Origin of the sequence: Paraburkholderia susongensis, assembly GCF_900177725.1 — a bacterium.
Lineage (GTDB): Bacteria > Pseudomonadota > Gammaproteobacteria > Burkholderiales > Burkholderiaceae > Paraburkholderia > Paraburkholderia susongensis.
In genome coordinates this window covers 629,235-646,961 of sequence record NZ_FXAT01000003.1, presented here as the reverse complement: position 1 = coordinate 646,961, position 17,727 = coordinate 629,235, and the positions used below count along the sequence as shown (strand labels likewise).

Here is a 17,727-nt window from a genome sequence, read left to right as displayed (position 1 = left end):
CCGCGCGATCTTGCGCGGGGCGCCCGGCTTCGGGTTCAGGCACGGCGGATCGCCGCGAATCAGAAGCCCACGTAGGGCGTGGCACCGGTGGTCAAGGTCTGGTCGAAGCCGTAGTACACGTAGCGGCCGTAGAAGAACGGCAGACCGAGGTCGAAGCTGCTGCTGCCGCCGATCTGCCCGGCGAGGTCGTTGAACGCGTAGTTGCTGCCGTTGCCGAACAGCGTCTGCGCGCTCAGGATGCCGATGCTCGCGTTCGCCGAGACGTTGTTGAGCCCGACCAGCGTAATCGAGCGGGTCTGCGCCGACGACGGACAGTAGAAGCCCGGGAAGTTGCTGCCGCACTGCGCGATCGTGCTGTCGCTGAAGAAGTAGGCGTTCGAGCCGGAATCGAGGAACGCCTGCACTGTCGCGCCGTTGAACGTGCTGTTGTTCAGGTCGCCGTAGGTATCGCTCGTGAAGACGTGCGAGGCGGCGAGCGTGTTGTTCGACTGCGTGCCGATGCCGAACACGAGCGTGCCGTTCGCCGACGCCTGCCCGGTGTTCGAGACCGGCGGCATCTGCACGATCACGCCGTTGTTGTCGACCGGGAAGCTCGCGACCGGGTTGCTCACCTGCTGCGTGGTCGGCACCGCGGTGCGCCCGCAGGACGTGCCGCCCGGGCACACGTAGTAGTTGCTGTAGATCGCGGCGGTGGTGAGATTCGCGCAGGTGGCGCCGCAATCGTTGGGCGCGGTGCCGACGCCGAGAATGCCGTTCGCGCCGAGGTCGCTCACCGTGTTTTGCGCCGCTCCGCTGCCACAGCCGCTAGCGGGCTGCGTGCCCGCGCTCGTGTCACCTATGACCTGGATCGGAATGCCGCTCGTCGTCGTCTCGCCGCCGATCTTGATGGTCGCGGTACGCACGGCGCCCCACGTGTAGCCGTCGGCGAACGTTGCGCACTCGGCAAGCTGCGAGCTGGTGCCGCTCAGTGTGCTGTTGGGCAATGCCTGGAGCAGCGACGAATTCAGCATCGAGCCGACCACGCGCAGCCCGAACGAGCCGGTGTCGAGCTGGATGTTGTTGATGGTCTGGCAGTTCGTGGTCGAGCCGGGCGCGCAGATCGTCACGCTGACCGTCGGAATGTTGATGACGCCGCTTACGCCGGCGCCGACCGTGATCGGCACCGTGTTAGCCGCGCCCGCGGCGATCGGCTGCTGGGTCGGGCTGGCGGGCAGCGAGCCGCCGTTCAGCGCATTGGACGAACTGTTGCTGGAACTGGAACTGGAGTTGTCGCTGCCGCCTCCGCCGCACGCGGCGAGCGTCGCCGCGAGCATGACGGCAAATACGGCCATCGCGGCCTGCTTCCAGCCTTTGATTTTGGCGCTCGTGTGCATGAATCGCATCGTCGTCCTCATTACTGGATGTCCGAACCGCTGACGCCGGCAGGCAGCGCCGACGGCAACCACGCAACGCCGCTGAACGCGCCCATGTGGCCGCCCGAGCGCACGACGAGCCCGCTCTGATCGACACTGACCGGGCCGCGCGCGTTGCCGCGCGTCGCGCGCACGGCCTTCACCCCAGCGACGTACTGCGAGAAGTAGCTGCCGAGCAGATCGTTGAGATCGGGCATCTGCGGGCCATGCCACGCAATGCCGAACACGGAGCCGTTGGCGGCGAGATATTCGCGCACCACGGTGCCGTTGCCGAGCGTGGTCTCGCGCACGGTATACGAAGGGGAAGCCGAAGACGTGGAAGACGCCGACGAAGCCGCGCTCGACGCAGAACGCATCACGCTCTGCGCCGCGCTGCTGACGGGCTGAACCACGCGGGAAGAAACGGTGGCGTCCGCGGGCGGCGTCATCGGCGCGGCGCCCAGTGCCGCATGAGCGGACTGCGGGGCCGTGAGAATCAACAGCGAGCACGACAACACACATGGCACCACAAGCGCCGTGGCTTTCCCGGCGCGGCATACGCTACTCCACATGACGAAGCTCCTCCCGAGCTGCGGCGCGGCTCACGCATTACGCGGACCGGCTGCTAGTAGGCAAATGATACGGCACCGCCGCGGCCGCGACCCTGGGGAGTGTCCCTCACCACGCGACCGGCCGGCGCTGCAATGGCGAGGCGCCGTACCGCTTTGACCCCGTAGTATGCCTGTGGATCACGTCGGCTGACAGAAGGCGCGGGCGCGCGGATGGCTTACCGTCTATTACAAGCGGGAAACTATGTGTGAAATGTGCATTGAACACACGCATCGAACACGTGCATCAAACGCGCGTTTGGAGTGCGCCGCGAGGACGGGCGGATGGGCGCGGAAGAACCGGCGGTGACGCCCCGCCGGTAAGGATTCACCGGTAAGGAACAGCCAGCGGAGAACCGGCCTGGCGCCCAGGCCGGACCGCCGTCAGAAGCCGAGGCTCGCGAGCAGATCGTCGACCTGCGCCTGATCCTGCAGCACATCCGTCTTGCCTTCCGGATTGATCTGCGGACCGTTGAGCAGATGCTCCGGGCTGCCGGTCGGCGAGACCTCGGCCGCGAGCGCCGCCGCGTTCGCCGCGAACTGTTCGCGCCGCTCGAGCGCGATGTTCTCGACGAGCACGCCGAGCAGTTGCTGCTCGATCAGATACACGACGTCCGTGATCTTCTTGATGACCTGGCCGGTCAGATCCTGGAAGTCCTGCGCGAGCATGATCTCCATGAGTTGCGCGTTGGTCGCGCTGGTCGCCTCGGGCACGCCGCGCAGGAATGTGCGCGTGTCGTTCATGAGCGCGCGCACTTCCTCGCGCTCGATCGGCGCCGCGTACCACTGCTCCCAGCGCGCGTCGAGCGCGCCCGCGTCTTTCTGCAACTGTTCCTGCACCGGCTTCGCGACGTCGATCGCCGACAGCACGCGCTCGGCGGCCTGCTCGGTCATGTCGGCGATGTACTTGAGACGATCGCGCGCATCGGGCACGGCTTCGGCCGCGCGCTCGACGTGCTTGTCGAGCCCGAGTTCGCGCATCGAATCGCGCAGCGTGCGCGTGAGTTGTCCGATGCGGGCGAGGATGCGGTCCGACGCGAGTTCGCCGCTCTCGTTGGCCGCTTCGGCGCCAGGCGTTTGGGTGGGCGGCGTCACGTCAGCTCCCGGCTTTCGCCATCTTCTCGATGATCTTGTTGAGCTTCTCGTCGAGCGTCGCGGCCGTGAACGGCTTGACCACGTAGCCGCTCGCACCCGCCTGGGCCGCGGCGATGATGTTCTCCTTCTTCGACTCGGCCGTCACCATCAGCACTGGCAGATGCGAGAGATGCGCGTCGGCGCGGATTTCCTTGAGCATCGCGAGACCGTCGAGGTTCGGCATGTTCCAGTCGGAGATCACGAAGTCGTAGCTGCCGCCGCGCAGACGCGCGAGACCGGTCTGGCCGTCTTCCGCTTCGTCGACGTTCGAGTAACCGAGTTCCTTGAGCAGATTGCGGACGATCCGGCGCATCGTCGGAAAATCGTCAACTATCAGAATCTTCATTCCCTTATCCATTTCTTTCCCTTTGTCTTTCTCTTTGCTTGATCCGTGTTGCGGCGCCTGAGCGCCGCGATCCACCCGGCGCGCATCACACCCGCTGCACGCGCTCGCCCATCGACGACAAACGCGCCATCACGCGCCGGCTCATTTCCGGCAGCGCGGCGATCTCGTCGGCGGCACCCAGGGCGATCGCCTCGCGCGGCATGCCGAACACGATGCAGCTCGCTTCGTCCTGTGCCAGCGTGTAGGCGCCCGCCTTTTTCATCTCCAGCAGACCGGCCGCGCCGTCGCGCCCCATGCCGGTCAGAATCACGCCCACCGCGTTCTTGCCCGCATGCTGCGCGGCCGAGCGGAACAGCACGTCGACCGACGGACGATGCCGGTTCACCGGCGGATCGTCGGACAAGTGCGCGATATAGTTCGCGCCGCTACGGGCCAGCAGCAGATGCGCATGGCCCGGCGCGATGTACGCATGGCCCGGCAGCACGCGCTCGCCGTGCTCTGCTTCTTTAACGGTAATCCGGCACAAACCATTGAGACGTTGCGCAAAAGATTTCGTGAAACCCGGCGGCATGTGCTGTGCGATCAGCACCGCGGGCGCATCGGGCGGCAGCGGCACGAGCACTTCGCGGATCGCCTCGGTGCCGCCCGTCGACGCGCCGACGATGATGAGCTTCTCGGTGCTCAGCAGCGGATTGTTGAAAAGCGGCGCGCTCTCGGCTGGCGCGTGCGCGGCGTGCGTGGCATGCGTGCCATGCGTGCCGTGTGCCGCCGCATGCTGCGCGGGCGCGGTGTGGCGCACGCGGGCGCGGGCCGCCGCGCGAATCTTGTCGGCGAGCCTTTCCGCGTAATCGAGCATGCCGTCGCGAATGCCGACCTTCGGCTTGGTCACGAAATCGACCGCGCCGAGTTCGAGCGCGCGCAGCGTGATTTCGTTGCCGCGCTCGGTCAGCGACGACACCATCACGACCGGCATCGGCCGCAAGCGCATGAGCTTCTCGAGAAAATCGAGGCCGTCCATGCGCGGCATTTCGACGTCGAGCGTCAATACTTCCGGGTTGTGCTGCTTGATGAGTTCGCGCGCGACGAGCGGGTCGGGCGCGGTTGCGACGACCGTCATGTCCGGCTGGCCGTTGATGATCTCGGTCATCAGGCTGCGGATCAGCGCCGAATCGTCGACGCACAATACCTTGATCTTTTGCACAGCGCTCACGCCTCCTCTATGGTTCTGGCGTTGTTGGAATAAGCTGGTCGCAGGCTCGCGCCGAACAGTTCGATTTTCGGCCGCGCGGCAGCCGGCAACGCGAACAGCTCGACCCGCTTGCGCGCCGCCGCGAGCCGCTCGGCGCGCGCTTCGGGGCTTTGGCGCACGAGCGCCTGCTCGCGCTCGGCCACGCCCGCTTCCTGCTGAAGGCGCAATTTCTTCACCATCACCTGGCCTGTGCGCGGCATGAACGCGACCTTGCGCGGATACGAGCCCTGCAGGTCCTCGGCGACGATGCGGATTTTTTCGGTGGCGAGATAGCGGCGCACGAATTCCGAATTGCGATCGCCGATGTTCATCGTCGTCATGCCGGCGAGCACCGCGCCGCCGCCGAACACCTTCGCCTCGAAACGCTCGCGCCGCCCGCCCGCCTTGATCAGTTCGTTGATGAGCACTTCCATCGCGTACGCGCCGTAGCGCATCGAGTCGGAGGCGGCCTGGGCGACGTCGGCGCCGTCGTCGGGCAGCATGAAGTGATTCATCCCGCCGATACCCGCGGTGCGGTCCTGGATGCAGGCCGCGACGCACGAGCCGAGCACGGTCACGAGCACCATGTCTTCGCTCGTGGTGTAGAACTCGTTGGGCAACAGCTTCACGCCGGGGCGCTTGAAGTGGTTGTCGTAGTAGAGATTGGATGCGATCGGCAACGCGCTGCTCATGCGGCCACCCCGCTCGTCGTGTGATGCGTGGCAGCCACTGCGCTCCCGCCTGCTGCCGCGCGCGAGTGCGAACGCGCGCCGCCCGCGTCGCGGGTCAGCTCGTAGACGGTCTGGCCGCGCAGCCTGAATGCCTGCGTCACGTACGTGAAGTTCTCCGAATGCCCGGCGAACAGCAGGCCGCCCGGTTTCATCAGCGGCTCGAAGCGCGCGAGCACCTGCGCCTGCGTTGGCTTGTCGAAATAGATCATCACGTTGCGGCAGAAAATCGCATCGAACTGCGTGCGCAACGGGTAATCGCGATCGGTCAGGTTCAACTGTTCGAAGCGCACGAGCGCGCGCACTTCGGGGCGCACCTTGACCATTCCCGCATGGGCACCGGTGCCCTTCAGGAAGAAGCGCTTCAGGCGCTCGTGCGACAGGTGCTTGACCTGGTCGAACTGATAGACGCCGGCTTCGGCCTTGGCGAGCACCTGAGTGTCGATGTCGGTGGCGAGCACCGACGCCTGGCGCGCGCCGCTCTCGCCGAGCGCTTCGATCAGCGTCATCGCGATCGAGTACGGCTCCTCGCCCGTCGATGCCGCCGAGCACCACACGGCGACCGGCTGCGCGCGGCGCGGCGCGAAGTCGGCGAGGATCGGAAAGTGATGGGCCTCGCGAAAGAACGCGGTGAGGTTCGTGGTCAGCGCGTTCGTGAACGCTTCCCACTCGGCCGGATCGTTTTGCGTTTCGAGCAGATCGAGATACTGCCGGAACGTCTCGAGGCCGCGCGCTCGCAGACGGCGCGCGAGCCGGCTGTATGCCATGTCGCGTTTGTGATCCGACAGCGAGATACCCGCCGCGCGATGAATCAGATCGCGGATGCGGGCAAAGTCGGCCGGTGTGAATTCGAAGTCGCGTGCCGTTTCGGCGGGTCTCTCCGGAGCGGCCCGCTCCGGGGCCGCGCGTGCTGCGATGCTTCGCCCCTCTGCGAGCGCGATGCCGAATGACCGCATGTCCGTATGCTCCCTATGCCTTCTTCTGCCCGTGCCTGACGCGTCGTCTAGAACGTTTCCCAGTCCGCGTCAGAGCCTGCCGCTGCCGCGCTCGCCGTGACAGCAGGAATCGCTGAGGCCGTACGCGCGGGTGCCGTGGCCTGCTTCGGTTTCAGCGCGGGTTCGACGCGGGTGCTGGCCTCGTGCGTGACCGCAGCCGTGCCCGATGCGCGAGCGGCGTTGCCTGTGCTGCCTGCACGGGTTGTTGCGCTCGTCGCTACGTTCATCGCTGCGCTCGTTGTTGCATGCGTCGCTGCGCTTGTTGCCGAATTCGTCGCTTGCGGCGCCACGGCTTTGGCGAACTGCGCGCCCGTCGCGCCGCTCACGTGCACTGCCGTCTGCGGACGCACTGCCGCCGCGCCGTTGCGTGCCGAACCGTCGGCGACCTTCCAGCCGCTCAGCACCGCCTGCAACTGACGCGTCTGGTCTTCGAGCGACGCCGCCGCGGCCGCCGCCTGCTCGACGAGCGCGGCGTTCTGCTGCGTGACCGAATCCATCTGCACGACCGCGCGATTGACCTGCTCGATACCGCCCGACTGCTCTTCCGACGCGGCGCTGATCTCGCCCATGATGTCGGTCACGCGGCGCACTGCCTGCACGATCTCGTCCATCGTCGTGCCCGCGCGGCCGACCAGCTCGGACCCGCTCTTCACCTTGCCGGCCGAATCGCCGATCAGCTCCTTGATCTCCTTCGCCGCGCTCGCGCTGCGTTGCGCGAGGCTGCGCACTTCGCCCGCGACGACCGCGAAGCCACGGCCCTGCTCGCCGGCGCGCGCGGCCTCGACCGCCGCGTTCAGCGCGAGAATGTTCGTCTGGAACGCGATACCCTCGATCACGCCGATGATGTCGACGACCTTGCTCGAACTCGTCGCGATCTCCTGCATCGTCGTGACGACCTGGCTCACCACGTCGCCGCCGCGCGTCGCGATGTCGGACGCGTTCACGGCAAGCTGGCTCGCCTGGCGCGCGTTCTCGGCGTTCTGCCGCACGGTGCCGGTCAGTTGATCCATGCTCGACGCGGTTTCCTGCAGCGACGCCGCCTGCTGCTCGGTGCGCTGCGACAGATCGGTGTTGCCCATCGCGATTTCGCGCGCGCCGGTGTCGATCGATTCGGTGCTGCCGCGCACCGCGCGCACCATCGTCGCGAGGCTTTCCTGCATCTGCTTGATACCGGCGAACAGCCGCCCGATCTCGTTGTGGCTGAACACCTCGACCGTGCCGGACAGATCGCCCGCGGCAATGCGCTCGAAGCACACGGTCGCGTCCTTCAACGGCTCCACGATGAGCCCGCGCAGCGCGACGCGGATGCCCGCCACGAGCAGCAGCGCGAGCACCGTGACGGCGACGATCGACGTCATCATCAGCGACGCGTTGGACTGCGCGCTCGCCTGCTGATCGAGCACGCTCTGCTGCAGCGCCTTGATGACGGCGGCCGCCGCCGCGTCGTAGGCGATGAACATCGGGCTGATCTTCGTGTCGGCAACAGCGTGGTATGCGTCGAGATTGTTCGCGTTGAGCGCGGCGAATTCCACGTCGACGCCGTCGCGCATCACGGTCGTGCGTTTGGCGAGCACGTCGTCGAGCAGAGCCTGATCGACGCCATACTTCGGCGCGTCGAGATACACCTGCCAGCTCTGGTTGCCCTTGACGAGCAGCTCCTGTGCACGGTCAATCGCTTTCTTCGCTTCATCCGCGTTGCCCGCGGCCGATAGCGTGTTGAAGCGGTCCACCGCGAGACGCGAGCGCAGCAGGTACGAAGACGCGTCGTCGAGCGCGTGAATCGCCACGAGATCGCCGCGCGCGATGCGATCGAGCGAGCCGCTCGCACGCTTCAACGCGGTGAACCCGAGCGCGCCGACCACCACGGTCAGCGTAACCAGAAGAACCCCGACCAACGTCAACGAGGTGCGGATCGACCACCTGCTCAACATCTTGATGCTCCCTTTGCCATATCCCGTTTCTGATTCGCCGTGGCGTGCCGCGTGGTGCACCGTTAAACGCCGAGCGCTTCGGTCAGCGCCATTTCGCGGCTCGTCATGAGCTTTTCGATGTCCATCAGGATCAGCATGCGGCCGTCGACGGTGCCGAGGCCCGTGAGGTACTCGGTCGTCATCGTTGCGCCGAATTCGGGCGCCGGCATGATCTGGTCGGCGGCGAGCGTGAGCACGTCCGACACACCGTCCACGACCATCCCGACCACGCGATGCGCGACGTTGAGGATGATGACGACGGTCTGGTGGTCGTACTCGACGCGGCCCAGATGAAACTTGATGCGCATGTCGACGATCGGCACGATGATGCCGCGCAGGTTGATGACGCCCTTGATGAATTCGGGCGCATTGGCGATGCGCGTGACGTTGTCGTAGCCGCGGATTTCCTGCACCTTCAGAATGTCGATGCCGTACTCTTCGGCGCCGAGCGTGAAGACGAGGAATTCCTGACCGCCGGCGTCGGCCTGATGCGCTTCGCGGCGGCCATTCGTACCGCTCGTGCTCGCGACGCTCGAATTGATGGATTGGACTTCTGCCACGTTAGCCCCCAGACGGTTGGGATGAAATGAGTTGAATGTGTGTTGCGACGACTGGCGATGCCGGATTTCGGGCACGCGTCACGCCGTGGCCGCGCGTCACGCGAAGCTCATCGCGCTGTGCGCCTGCGCATGTTGTCCATGCGCGTGCCCATGCGCATGGCGCGTTTCGCGGTTCAGCGCCGCCACGTCCACGATCAGCGCGACGCTGCCGTCGCCGAGAATGGTCGCGGCGGAAATGCCGTGCACCTTGCGGTAATTCGTTTCCAGATTCTTCACGACGACCTGCTGCTGGCCGACCAGTTCGTCGATCAGCATCGCGAAGCGTCGTCCCTCGGTCTGCATGATCGTGACGATGCCTTGCGTCGGGTCCTGCTTCGCTTCGTCGACGTTGAACACTTCGTGCAGCGCGATGAGCGGCAGATATTCGCCACGCACGCGCACCACGCGCTCGCCGTTGGCGACCGTATAAATGTGGTCGGCTTGCGGCTGCAGCGACTCCATCACGAAGTTCAGCGGCAGGATGAAGATCTCGTTGCCGACCTTCACCGACATGCCGTCGAGGATCGCGAGCGTGAGCGGCAACACGATGCGCGTGGTGCTGCCCTTGCCCGCGTGCGAGGTGATCTCGACGTGGCCGCCCATCGACTGGATGTTGCGCTTCACGACGTCCATGCCGACGCCGCGGCCCGATACGTCCGTCACCTGTTCCGCCGTCGAGAAGCCCGGCAGGAAGATCAGGTTCCAGACTTCCTCGTCGGTCATCGTCTCGCTGACCTGCATGCCCTGCCTCGCCGCCTTCGCGAGAATCTTGTCGCGGCGCAGACCCGCACCGTCGTCGCTCACCTCGATCACGATGTTGCCGCCGTGGTGTGCCGCCGACAGCACGAGCTGGCCGGTCGAATCCTTGCCCGCCGCGCGCCGCGCCTCGACGGTTTCGATGCCGTGGTCGAGGCTGTTGCGCACGAGGTGCGTGAGCGGATCGATGATCCGTTCGATGAGGCTCTTGTCGAGCTCGGTCGCCTGACCGAACGTGACGAGTTCGACCTCCTTGCCGAGTTTCGCCGCGAGATCGCGCACGAGGCGCGGGAAGCGGCTGAACACGTAGTCCATCGGCATCATGCGGATCGACATCACCGCTTCCTGCAGATCGCGCGCATTGCGCTCGAGTTGCGCCATGCCGTTGAAGAGCCGGTCGTGCAGCGCCGGGTCGAACGTGCTGGTGGTTTCCGCGAGCATCGCCTGCGTGATGACCAGTTCGCCGACGAGGTTGATCAACTGATCGACCTTCTCGACGCCGACGCGAATCGAACTGCCTTCGCCGCTCGCGGCCGCGGCGGCCGGGCGGGCGGTCTTGCGGTCGTGTTCGGCGGACGTGCCGGCGGCCGGCGTCGCTGCTGCCGGTTGAGCCGCGACGGTTGCCACGGCCGAAGCCGCTTCGGCGAGACCGGGCGCGGCGCTATCGGCCACACTGGCCACACCGGCCGCACCGGACGTGCTGGCGGGCGCAGTGGTGTCGGCCCCCGAGGCCGACGACGCTGCGTACTCCACCTGATTTGCCGTATGCGCATACGCTTGCGCCGCGGTAGCGGCGGGTGCAACGTGCGCCGTTTGCGCCGGCGTGGCGGCGGCAGCGTCGGGCGTTCCAGGTTCGCCTTGCTGCGCGTCGTCCGCCGGCGCGGTGCCGCGGCCGATCGCGATCTGACTTTCGTCGATCACGAAACAGCACACGGCGATGATGTCGTCGGGGGGTACGTCGGTCGCAAGCCACAGCATCAGATCGCCGCCGCTCTTGACCCGCCCGACGATATCGCCCAGGTTACCCAGCTCTTCGGCGAGCAGTTCCTGGTCTTTTTCTCCCACGCCCCGTAGCGTAATTTTCAGATGAGGACCGGCGCTGTCGGCTTTGCTGTCCGCCGTGCCGTCGCCCGTCCCGGCGGCTTGCCCGGTCTGTGCCGGTTCGCCGCCTGTCCATTCTTCAGCCACCTGCACCGCCTGTTCGACGACATGCTCGGGCGGGGTGCCGCCCGTGACGGTGTCTTGTGCTGATTCAGCCAACCCGCCCCCCATGCGACTTTCCGCATGCAGTTGTTCGAGCTTCGCGCAGATCGCGCGCGCCACGTCCGCATCGGGCTCGGCGCTCGCGCGGTAGTCGGCGAGCTGGCCGGACAGCACGTCCTTGGTTTCGAGGAACGAGTCGATCATGTCCTTGCGCAGTACGAGTTCGTTGTTGCGCGCGCGATCGAGCAGCGACTCGAGAATGTGCGTCGTCTCCGTGAGCGCGGTGAAGCCGAAGGTCGCCGCGCCGCCCTTGATCGAATGCGCGGCGCGGAAGATCGCCGCGAGGTCTTCGGGGTCCGGATGGGCCACGTCGAGATCGAGCAGCAACTGCTCCATCTGCGCGAGCAGTTCGTCCGCTTCGTCGAAGAACGTCTGATAGAACTGTGTGATGTCGAGTGTCATGCCTGGGTCACCGCGAGAGTTCCTGTCTGGGCGTGAACTGCCGTGCAGCCGCGTCGAGAGCTATCTGTACCGTGGGTCTGAAGGGGGCGCTTGTCATGCCGGTTACACCGGGTCCGGCTCGGCCAGTGCCGCGACCAGTTCGGTCAGCAGGTCCGGGTCGAGCGGCTTTTCGATCCAGCCGGTCGCGCCCGCCGCCCGTGCCGCTGCCTTGAACGGCTCACCCGATTCCGTCGTGAGCACGAGAATCGGTGTGCTCTCATACGCCGGGTTGCCGCGCAGCGCGGCGATCAGATCGAGGCCGGTCTTGCCCGGCATGTGCTGGTCGGTCAGCACGAGGTCGAACGGCATCGCGAGCGCGTTTTCGAGCCCTTCGTCGCCGTCCGCCGCGAGCGTGACCTCGTAGCCGGCCGTCGTCAGCGTCGCCGCGAGAATCTGCCGCATCGATGCCGAATCGTCGATTGCCAGGATGTGCCTGATCATGAAAACCTCGCTGCTCTCGAGCCAGGGCCGCCGGAGCATCCGCGCCAGCAGGGCGCGGGGTCCGGCCCGGCGGCCGCGTTGCGTTACTGGGCCGCCGGCGCTGGCGCCGTCGGCTTCGGTGCAGCCGTCGCCGGCTGCGCAAGTTTTTGCAGCAGCGGCTTCGAGCCGGCTGCGTCGTCCGACAGGGTGGTCGTGGTGGAGTCGTCGTGATTGAGCGCCTCCTCCGATTTCCTGTTCAGCACGATGATGCTGATGCGGCGGTTCTCCGGATCGAACGGGTCCGCCTTGTTCAGGTTCTGCGTCGACGCGAGGCCGAGCACGCGCATCACCTTCGCTTCGTCCATGCCGCCGGCGATCAGCTCGCGGCGCGACGCGTTCGCGCGATCGGCCGAGAGCTCCCAGTTGCTATAGCCCTTGTCGCCGCCCGCGTACGGCACGGCGTCGGTGTGGCCCTGCACGATGATGCGGTTCGGCACGTCGTTCAGCGTATGGCCGATCTCGCGCAGGATGTCGCGCATGTACGGCTCCACTTCGTCGTTCGCGGTCGCGAACATCGGCCGCTTCTGCGAGTCGACGATCTCGATGCGCAAACCGGTCAGCGTCGAGTCGATGCGGATTTGCTGCTTGAACTGGCGCAGCACCGGGTTCGCCTCGATCGCGGCCATCAGCTTGACCTGCAGGTCGTGCAGACGCACCTGCTCCTGGCGCTCGAGTTGGCCCTGCAACGGCTTCGTCGAATCGTCGCTGCCGTGCGAGGTCGAGCGCTCCGCGCGGTTGTTCGAGCCGTCGGTGAAGCGTGTCACGCCCTGCGCGTCGGTCGAGATATCGCGCCCGCCGCCCTTGAGGATGCTCGAATCCTCGGCGCTGCGATCGCCGCCCCACAGCGTGATCTTCAACGGCTGGTTGAAGTAGTCGGCGATACCGCGCAGCTGCACGGTGGACGCCGAACTCAGCAGCCACATCAGCAGGAAGAACGCCATCATCGCGGTCATGAAGTCCGCGTACGCGAGCTTCCACGCGCCGCCGTGGTGGCCGGACTTCTTCGGCGCGGAGCGCTTCACGACTATGGCGCGGTCTTTGTCCTTGCTCATCGGTTCGGCTCCCGGCGCGCCTTACTTGGCCTTGACGCGGCGCACGTGCTCTTCGAGCTCGGCGAACGACGGGCGCTCGGTCGAGAAGAGCACCTTGCGGCCGAACTCGACGGCGATCGCCGGCGCGTAACCATTCAGGCTCGCGAGAATCGTCACCTTGATGCACTGGAACATCTTGGTCGACTCGGTCACGCGCTGCTCGGCGACGCTCGCGAGCGGCCCGATCAGCCCGTACGAAAGCAGAATGCCGAGGAAGGTGCCGACGAGCGCCTGCGCGATCATTTCGCCGAGCACGGCGGGCGGCTTGTCGGCCGAAGCCATGGTGTGCACCACGCCCATCACCGCCGCGACGATACCGAACGCCGGCATCGCGTCGCCGACCTTGGTGAGCGCATGCGCGGGCGCCTCGCCTTCCTGGTGGTGCGTCTCGATCTCCTCGTCCATGAGGCTCTCGATCTCGAACGCGTTCATGTTGCCGCCGACCATCAGGCGCAGATAGTCGGTCAGGAATTCGATGATGTGCCGGTCGGCGAGGATCTTCGGGTATTGGGTGAAGATCGGGCTTTTCGACGGATCGTCGATGTCCGCCTCCAGCGTCAGCGTGCCTTCCTTGCGCGCCTTCGCGAGCAGGACGTAGAGGAGCGCCATCAGCTCCATGTAGACGTCCTTGTTGTATTTCGCGCCTTTGAACAGGGTCGGAATGACGCGCAGCGTCGCCTTGATCGTCTTCATCCCGTTGCCGAGAATGAACGCGCCGAGGCCCGCGCCGGCGATCATCAGCACTTCGACGGGTTGCAGCAGCGCGCCGAGATGACCGCCTTCGAGCGCATAACCGCCGAAAACGGACAACAGCGTCACGAGTGTTCCCACGAAAATCAGCACTGCCGAGCCCTCACAAAAAAGCGACGGAAACCGTCGTTAATCTTGTTTACGGCAGTGCTGCGGAAAACTTTCGGGGAAAAGCGGCGCGCCGCTGCGGTGCGCACCCGGTTCGATCTACCCGATCGCGGGGGGGATTTCCCGGGTTCCGGCTACGACATTTTTACCGGCCATCAGCTGTCAGCCGATCTGCCCGACCGGCTGGCTCGCCATCAGGAGCGCGGAATGCGCCTGCGCGACGGCGCTCGCCTTGCCCTTGTCCGCGAGGGCGGACAGCACGGTGTGGTCGTCGAAACGGAAACGGCACAGCATCTGGTTGGACGCCGCCAGCTTGACGGTCTGCGCCAACGACAGACTGGCGATCACATCGGCCAGCTGATCCGAAATTCCCATGCGAAACATGCCCATGGGCTTGTCTTCGCGCAGCAGGTGCTGCGCGAACAGGAGATAAGACAGGTTAACCTCTCTGATCTCATCGAGCATATCGCTAGTCGCGCTCATGATTCCCCCGGGCGTTTATCTGGCTGGTCAGGCCGTTTTTGCGAAAACGTTTGCTCGAACGCGCGGAATCAAACCACACGAATCGGCTCGTTTCTGGTCTTGCATGCATTGTCCCGAAAGGGGGGACTGCCGGAAATCGGAGAGACGCCCAGCCGGTTTGACGGATTAATCCGTCATTTGTGTAGGAATTTTTCTTACAAGCCGGGCTGCGGCGATGCGGTAAAAGGGATGAAACAGGCGAAATATCGTTACCCAACTATCGGAACAGCCTGTTATCGAGCTGTAACGGCTCATGTTTCTCGCTGTAACAACATTAAGCGTTTGAAAAATAACTCGAATTAGCACGTTCGATCGCGATAATGACGCTAAGGGATTACCCGACGCAGATTCGGAGCTCCCTGGGCGGGAGCCAATCGCGCCCAACCGTCCGTCCGGCATTCGCTCCTCGCGCTATTCGAGCGCCGCAGTGCGAAGCCCTAGTCAGCAGCAATCATTTTTCATGGGATCGGAGTAAGCGCCAAAACGCCAACGCCGAGCGAAACAGGAGAAACCGCATGCGAATCGCACAAATTGCGCCGCTGTATGAAGCTGTCCCGCCGAAACTCTACGGCGGCACCGAACGTGTCGTGTCGTATCTGACCGAGGCGCTCGTCGACCTCGGCCACGACGTCACGCTCTTCGCGAGCGGCGACTCCGTGACGTCCGCGAATCTGGAGGCGTGCTGGCCGCGCGCGCTGCGCCTCGACCCGACGATTCGCGACGCATTGGCTCCGCATGTGCTGATGATGGAAAACGTGCGCAAGGTCGCGCACGAGTTCGACGTGCTGCATTTTCACCTCGACTACATGCCGTTCCCGCTTTTCACGACGCTGGACACGCCGTTCGTGACCACGCTGCACGGCCGTCTCGATCTGCCGGAGTTGCAGCCGGTGTTCGACGCGTTCTCGCATGTGCCGGTCGTGTCGATTTCGGATTCGCAGCGTATTCCGCTGCCGCAGGCCAACTGGCTCAACACGATCTATCACGGTCTGCCGGAGCAGCTGCTTACGCCGCAGACGCACAAGAAGCCCGAGTATCTGGCGTTCCTCGGCCGCATCTGCCCGGAAAAGCGCGTCGATACAGCTATCAGGATCGCTGCACAAAGCGGTCTGCCGCTGAAGATCGCCGCCAAGGTGGACAAGGTCGACATGGAATACTTCAAGCGCGAGATCGAGCCGTTGCTGTCGATGGCGCATGTGGAATTCGTCGGCGAGATCAACGAGGCGCAGAAGCCCGAGTTCCTGTCGGGTGCGAAGGCGCTGTTGTTCCCGATCGACTGGTCGGAGCCGTTCGGCCTCGTGATGATCGAGTCGATGGCGTGCGGCACGCCGGTGATCGCGTTCAACCGCGGTTCGGTCCCGGAAGTGATCGACCACGGCGTGACCGGTTATATCGTCGAGGACGTGCAAGGCGCGGTGGCCGCGCTGCAGCGTCTCGATGAACTGTCGCGCACGGAAATCCGCGCGCAGTTCGAACGCCGTTTCAGTTCGAAAACGATGGCGCAAAACTATGTCGACGGCTATTCGGCGCTGATTGAAACGACGCGGCGCCCGGTATTGCGCCAGGTGGCGGTCGGCTAAAAGCGCCTGAAATGCGGCCACCTGCTTTTGCTGGCGGCCGCTTTCAGCGGGCTTCGAATATTTGCCCGCACCTGCGCTTCGACAAAGCCTTCGACAAAGCAATAGCGGACGAATCCGGCATCGAAATCGTTTGCGCAAGCGAGATGCAAGCGGGAATCGGAGTTATCCCGTGACAGTCACAAAAAAGCCGCCCCACACGGGCGGCTTTTTTAATGCCGGTATGGATGCGCTTCCACACCGGATTTTTCTCACAACCAATAAAGCGGCAGCCGAAAAACCTTCAGCCGGCTTTCACGGCAGATTGTGTGAATTCAGACCGAGCCAATCAGAAAGCGCTCGCGATTCTTGCCGATGATCCACTTGGGCGGCTTGCCACGCCCGCTCCACGTATTACCCGACTTCGGATCCTGGTATTTCGCCGGCAGCGGCGCTTTCTTCGGCGGGCGGCCGCGCTTCGCGGCAACCGCGAAACCGAGATCCTGCGCAGTCAGACCGTATTCGGCGATCTTCTGGCGGATGTCGGCGACTACATTGTCGACCTCCGTGCGCCGCGCTTCTTCTGCCTGTGCCTGCAATTTGGCGATCTGCGCCTTGAGGTCTGCATATTGAGACATCCGGTTCTCCCCTTTTCTAGAACTCATTCGATCGCAGACTAACTGCAATTATAGAAATTCGCAATGGCCAATAATACCGGTTTAGGAAGATTTCCTCTGATAATTATTAAACATCCGTGAATTGTAAAACCGCCGCCTTATCGCGTAATAATCGCGTAAAGCCGCTTCGCCTTGACAATTCTTGACACCTGATTCGGGTTCCCCTGACTAGAATTCCGCGCTCAAGGCATGCGTTCGCAGTTAGCGATCCATGCTCCCTGAGCACTTTTTTAGGATTACCAATCATGCAGTTGTCAAAGCGCCTTGCCGCCGAAGTGTTCGGCACTTTCTGGCTCGTACTCGGGGGCTGCGGCAGCGCGGTTCTCGCGGCGAACTTTGCCGGACCGGTTCACGGCCTGGGCATCGGCTTCGTCGGCGTGTCGCTCGCATTCGGGCTGACCGTGCTGACCATGGCTTTTGCGATCGGTCATATTTCCGGCTGCCATCTGAATCCGGCGGTGAGCGTCGGCCTCACCGTCGCGGGCCGCTTTCCGGCGCGCGACCTGCTGCCGTACATCGTCGCGCAGGTAGTCGGCGCGGTGCTCGGCGCGTTCGTGCTGTCCCTGATCGCGTCGGGCAAACCGGACTTCGATCTCGTCGCAAGCGGGTTCGCCACGAACGGCTACGGCGAACATTCGCCGGGGCATTACGCGCTCGCGGCGGCATTCATCTGCGAAGTGGTGATGACCTGCTTCTTCCTGTTCGTGATTCTCGGCGCCACCGACAAACGCGCGCCGGCCGGCTTTGCACCGATCGCCATCGGCCTGTGCCTGACGCTGATCCATCTGATTTCGATTCCGGTCACCAACACGTCGGTCAATCCGGCGCGCTCTACCGGTCCGGCGCTGTTCGTCGGCGGCGCGGCGATCGATCAGTTGTGGCTATTCTGGGTTGCGCCGATCATTGGCGCGGTGATCGCGGGTGTCGTCTATCCGCTGATTGCCGAACACCGCAGTGGCACTGCACAACAACTGGCTCTCGACTGACGAGGCCGTGGCGCGAAGCGAAGTCATGTGAAATGGCGTGAGCAACGCGATCAGGAAAAGCGGGCGCCGCGGCGCCCGTTTTCTATCCCGCCGAACGA

General features: G+C 64.7%; 17 protein-coding genes. 2 read left to right on the top strand and 15 right to left on the bottom strand.

Features of this window, described 5'->3' with window-relative positions:
- Window positions 1–59: 59 nt before the first annotated feature.
- The 14 genes from B9Z01_RS11930 to flhD all read right to left on the bottom strand — a co-directional run bounded on the left by B9Z01_RS11930 (window position 60) and on the right by flhD (window position 14,371).
- Window positions 60–1,382, bottom strand: coding sequence for a DUF3443 domain-containing protein (locus B9Z01_RS11930; RefSeq protein ID WP_085483119.1), 1,323 nt, complete (start codon window positions 1,380–1,382; stop codon window positions 60–62).
- Between the two features lie 11 nt (window positions 1,383–1,393).
- Window positions 1,394–1,963, bottom strand: a complete 570-nt coding sequence (locus B9Z01_RS11925; protein WP_085483117.1) for a DUF2844 domain-containing protein — start codon at window positions 1,961–1,963, stop codon at window positions 1,394–1,396.
- A gap of 420 nt (window positions 1,964–2,383) precedes the next feature.
- On the bottom strand, window positions 2,384–3,094 hold the full coding sequence (gene cheZ / locus B9Z01_RS11920; RefSeq protein WP_085483115.1) for a protein phosphatase CheZ: 711 nt from the start codon (window positions 3,092–3,094) through the stop codon (window positions 2,384–2,386).
- Between the two features lies 1 nt (window position 3,095).
- On the bottom strand, window positions 3,096–3,491 hold the full coding sequence (gene cheY, locus B9Z01_RS11915; RefSeq protein ID WP_085483113.1) for a chemotaxis response regulator CheY: 396 nt from the start codon (window positions 3,489–3,491) through the stop codon (window positions 3,096–3,098).
- A gap of 73 nt (window positions 3,492–3,564) precedes the next feature.
- Window positions 3,565–4,680 carry a protein-glutamate methylesterase/protein-glutamine glutaminase gene (locus B9Z01_RS11910; RefSeq protein WP_085483534.1) on the bottom strand — a complete coding sequence of 372 codons (1,116 nt, stop codon included), beginning with the start codon at window positions 4,678–4,680 and terminating at the stop codon, window positions 3,565–3,567.
- Window positions 4,681–4,685: 5 nt separating this feature from the next.
- Window positions 4,686–5,399, bottom strand: coding sequence for a chemoreceptor glutamine deamidase CheD (gene cheD / locus B9Z01_RS11905; protein WP_085483111.1), 714 nt, complete (start codon window positions 5,397–5,399; stop codon window positions 4,686–4,688).
- Complete coding sequence (locus B9Z01_RS11900) at window positions 5,396–6,391, bottom strand: CheR family methyltransferase (RefSeq protein WP_085483109.1); 996 nt, start codon at window positions 6,389–6,391, stop codon at window positions 5,396–5,398. Before B9Z01_RS11900 ends, cheD begins: the two co-directional genes overlap by 4 nt.
- Before the next feature lie 47 nt (window positions 6,392–6,438).
- Window positions 6,439–8,361 carry a methyl-accepting chemotaxis protein gene (locus B9Z01_RS11895; protein ID WP_085483532.1) on the bottom strand — a complete coding sequence of 641 codons (1,923 nt, stop codon included), beginning with the start codon at window positions 8,359–8,361 and terminating at the stop codon, window positions 6,439–6,441.
- 62 nt (window positions 8,362–8,423) lie between these two features.
- A complete protein-coding gene (locus tag B9Z01_RS11890; protein ID WP_085483530.1) occupies window positions 8,424–8,960 on the bottom strand; it encodes a chemotaxis protein CheW in 537 nt (178 codons plus the stop codon).
- A gap of 96 nt (window positions 8,961–9,056) precedes the next feature.
- Window positions 9,057–11,420 (bottom strand): chemotaxis protein CheA, encoded by a 2,364-nt coding sequence (cheA, locus tag B9Z01_RS11885; RefSeq protein WP_085483107.1) that lies wholly within the window; start codon window positions 11,418–11,420, stop codon window positions 9,057–9,059.
- 102 nt (window positions 11,421–11,522) lie between these two features.
- Window positions 11,523–11,900 carry a response regulator gene (locus B9Z01_RS11880; protein WP_085483528.1) on the bottom strand — a complete coding sequence of 126 codons (378 nt, stop codon included), beginning with the start codon at window positions 11,898–11,900 and terminating at the stop codon, window positions 11,523–11,525.
- Window positions 11,901–11,983: 83 nt separating this feature from the next.
- On the bottom strand, window positions 11,984–12,991 hold the full coding sequence (gene motB, locus B9Z01_RS11875) for a flagellar motor protein MotB (protein WP_085483105.1): 1,008 nt from the start codon (window positions 12,989–12,991) through the stop codon (window positions 11,984–11,986).
- A gap of 21 nt (window positions 12,992–13,012) precedes the next feature.
- Window positions 13,013–13,873 (bottom strand): flagellar motor stator protein MotA, encoded by an 861-nt coding sequence (gene motA / locus B9Z01_RS11870; RefSeq protein WP_085483103.1) that lies wholly within the window; start codon window positions 13,871–13,873, stop codon window positions 13,013–13,015.
- Window positions 13,874–14,050: 177 nt separating this feature from the next.
- Window positions 14,051–14,371, bottom strand: coding sequence for a flagellar transcriptional regulator FlhD (flhD, locus tag B9Z01_RS11865; protein WP_085483100.1), 321 nt, complete (start codon window positions 14,369–14,371; stop codon window positions 14,051–14,053).
- A gap of 554 nt (window positions 14,372–14,925) precedes the next feature.
- Here flhD and B9Z01_RS11860 point away from each other — a divergent pair.
- Complete coding sequence (locus tag B9Z01_RS11860; RefSeq protein ID WP_085483098.1) at window positions 14,926–15,990, top strand: glycosyltransferase family 4 protein; 1,065 nt, start codon at window positions 14,926–14,928, stop codon at window positions 15,988–15,990.
- 311 nt (window positions 15,991–16,301) lie between these two features.
- Here B9Z01_RS11860 and B9Z01_RS11855 read toward each other — a convergent pair whose 3' ends face one another.
- Entirely contained in the window at window positions 16,302–16,604 is a 303-nt protein-coding gene (locus B9Z01_RS11855) for an H-NS histone family protein (RefSeq protein ID WP_085483096.1), read from the bottom strand.
- A 284-nt stretch (window positions 16,605–16,888) separates the two neighbouring features.
- On the opposite strand from B9Z01_RS11855, the gene aqpZ reads away from it, so the two are divergent.
- A complete protein-coding gene (aqpZ, locus tag B9Z01_RS11850; protein ID WP_085483094.1) occupies window positions 16,889–17,629 on the top strand; it encodes an aquaporin Z in 741 nt (246 codons plus the stop codon).
- The last annotated feature ends 98 nt before the right edge of the window (window positions 17,630–17,727 follow it).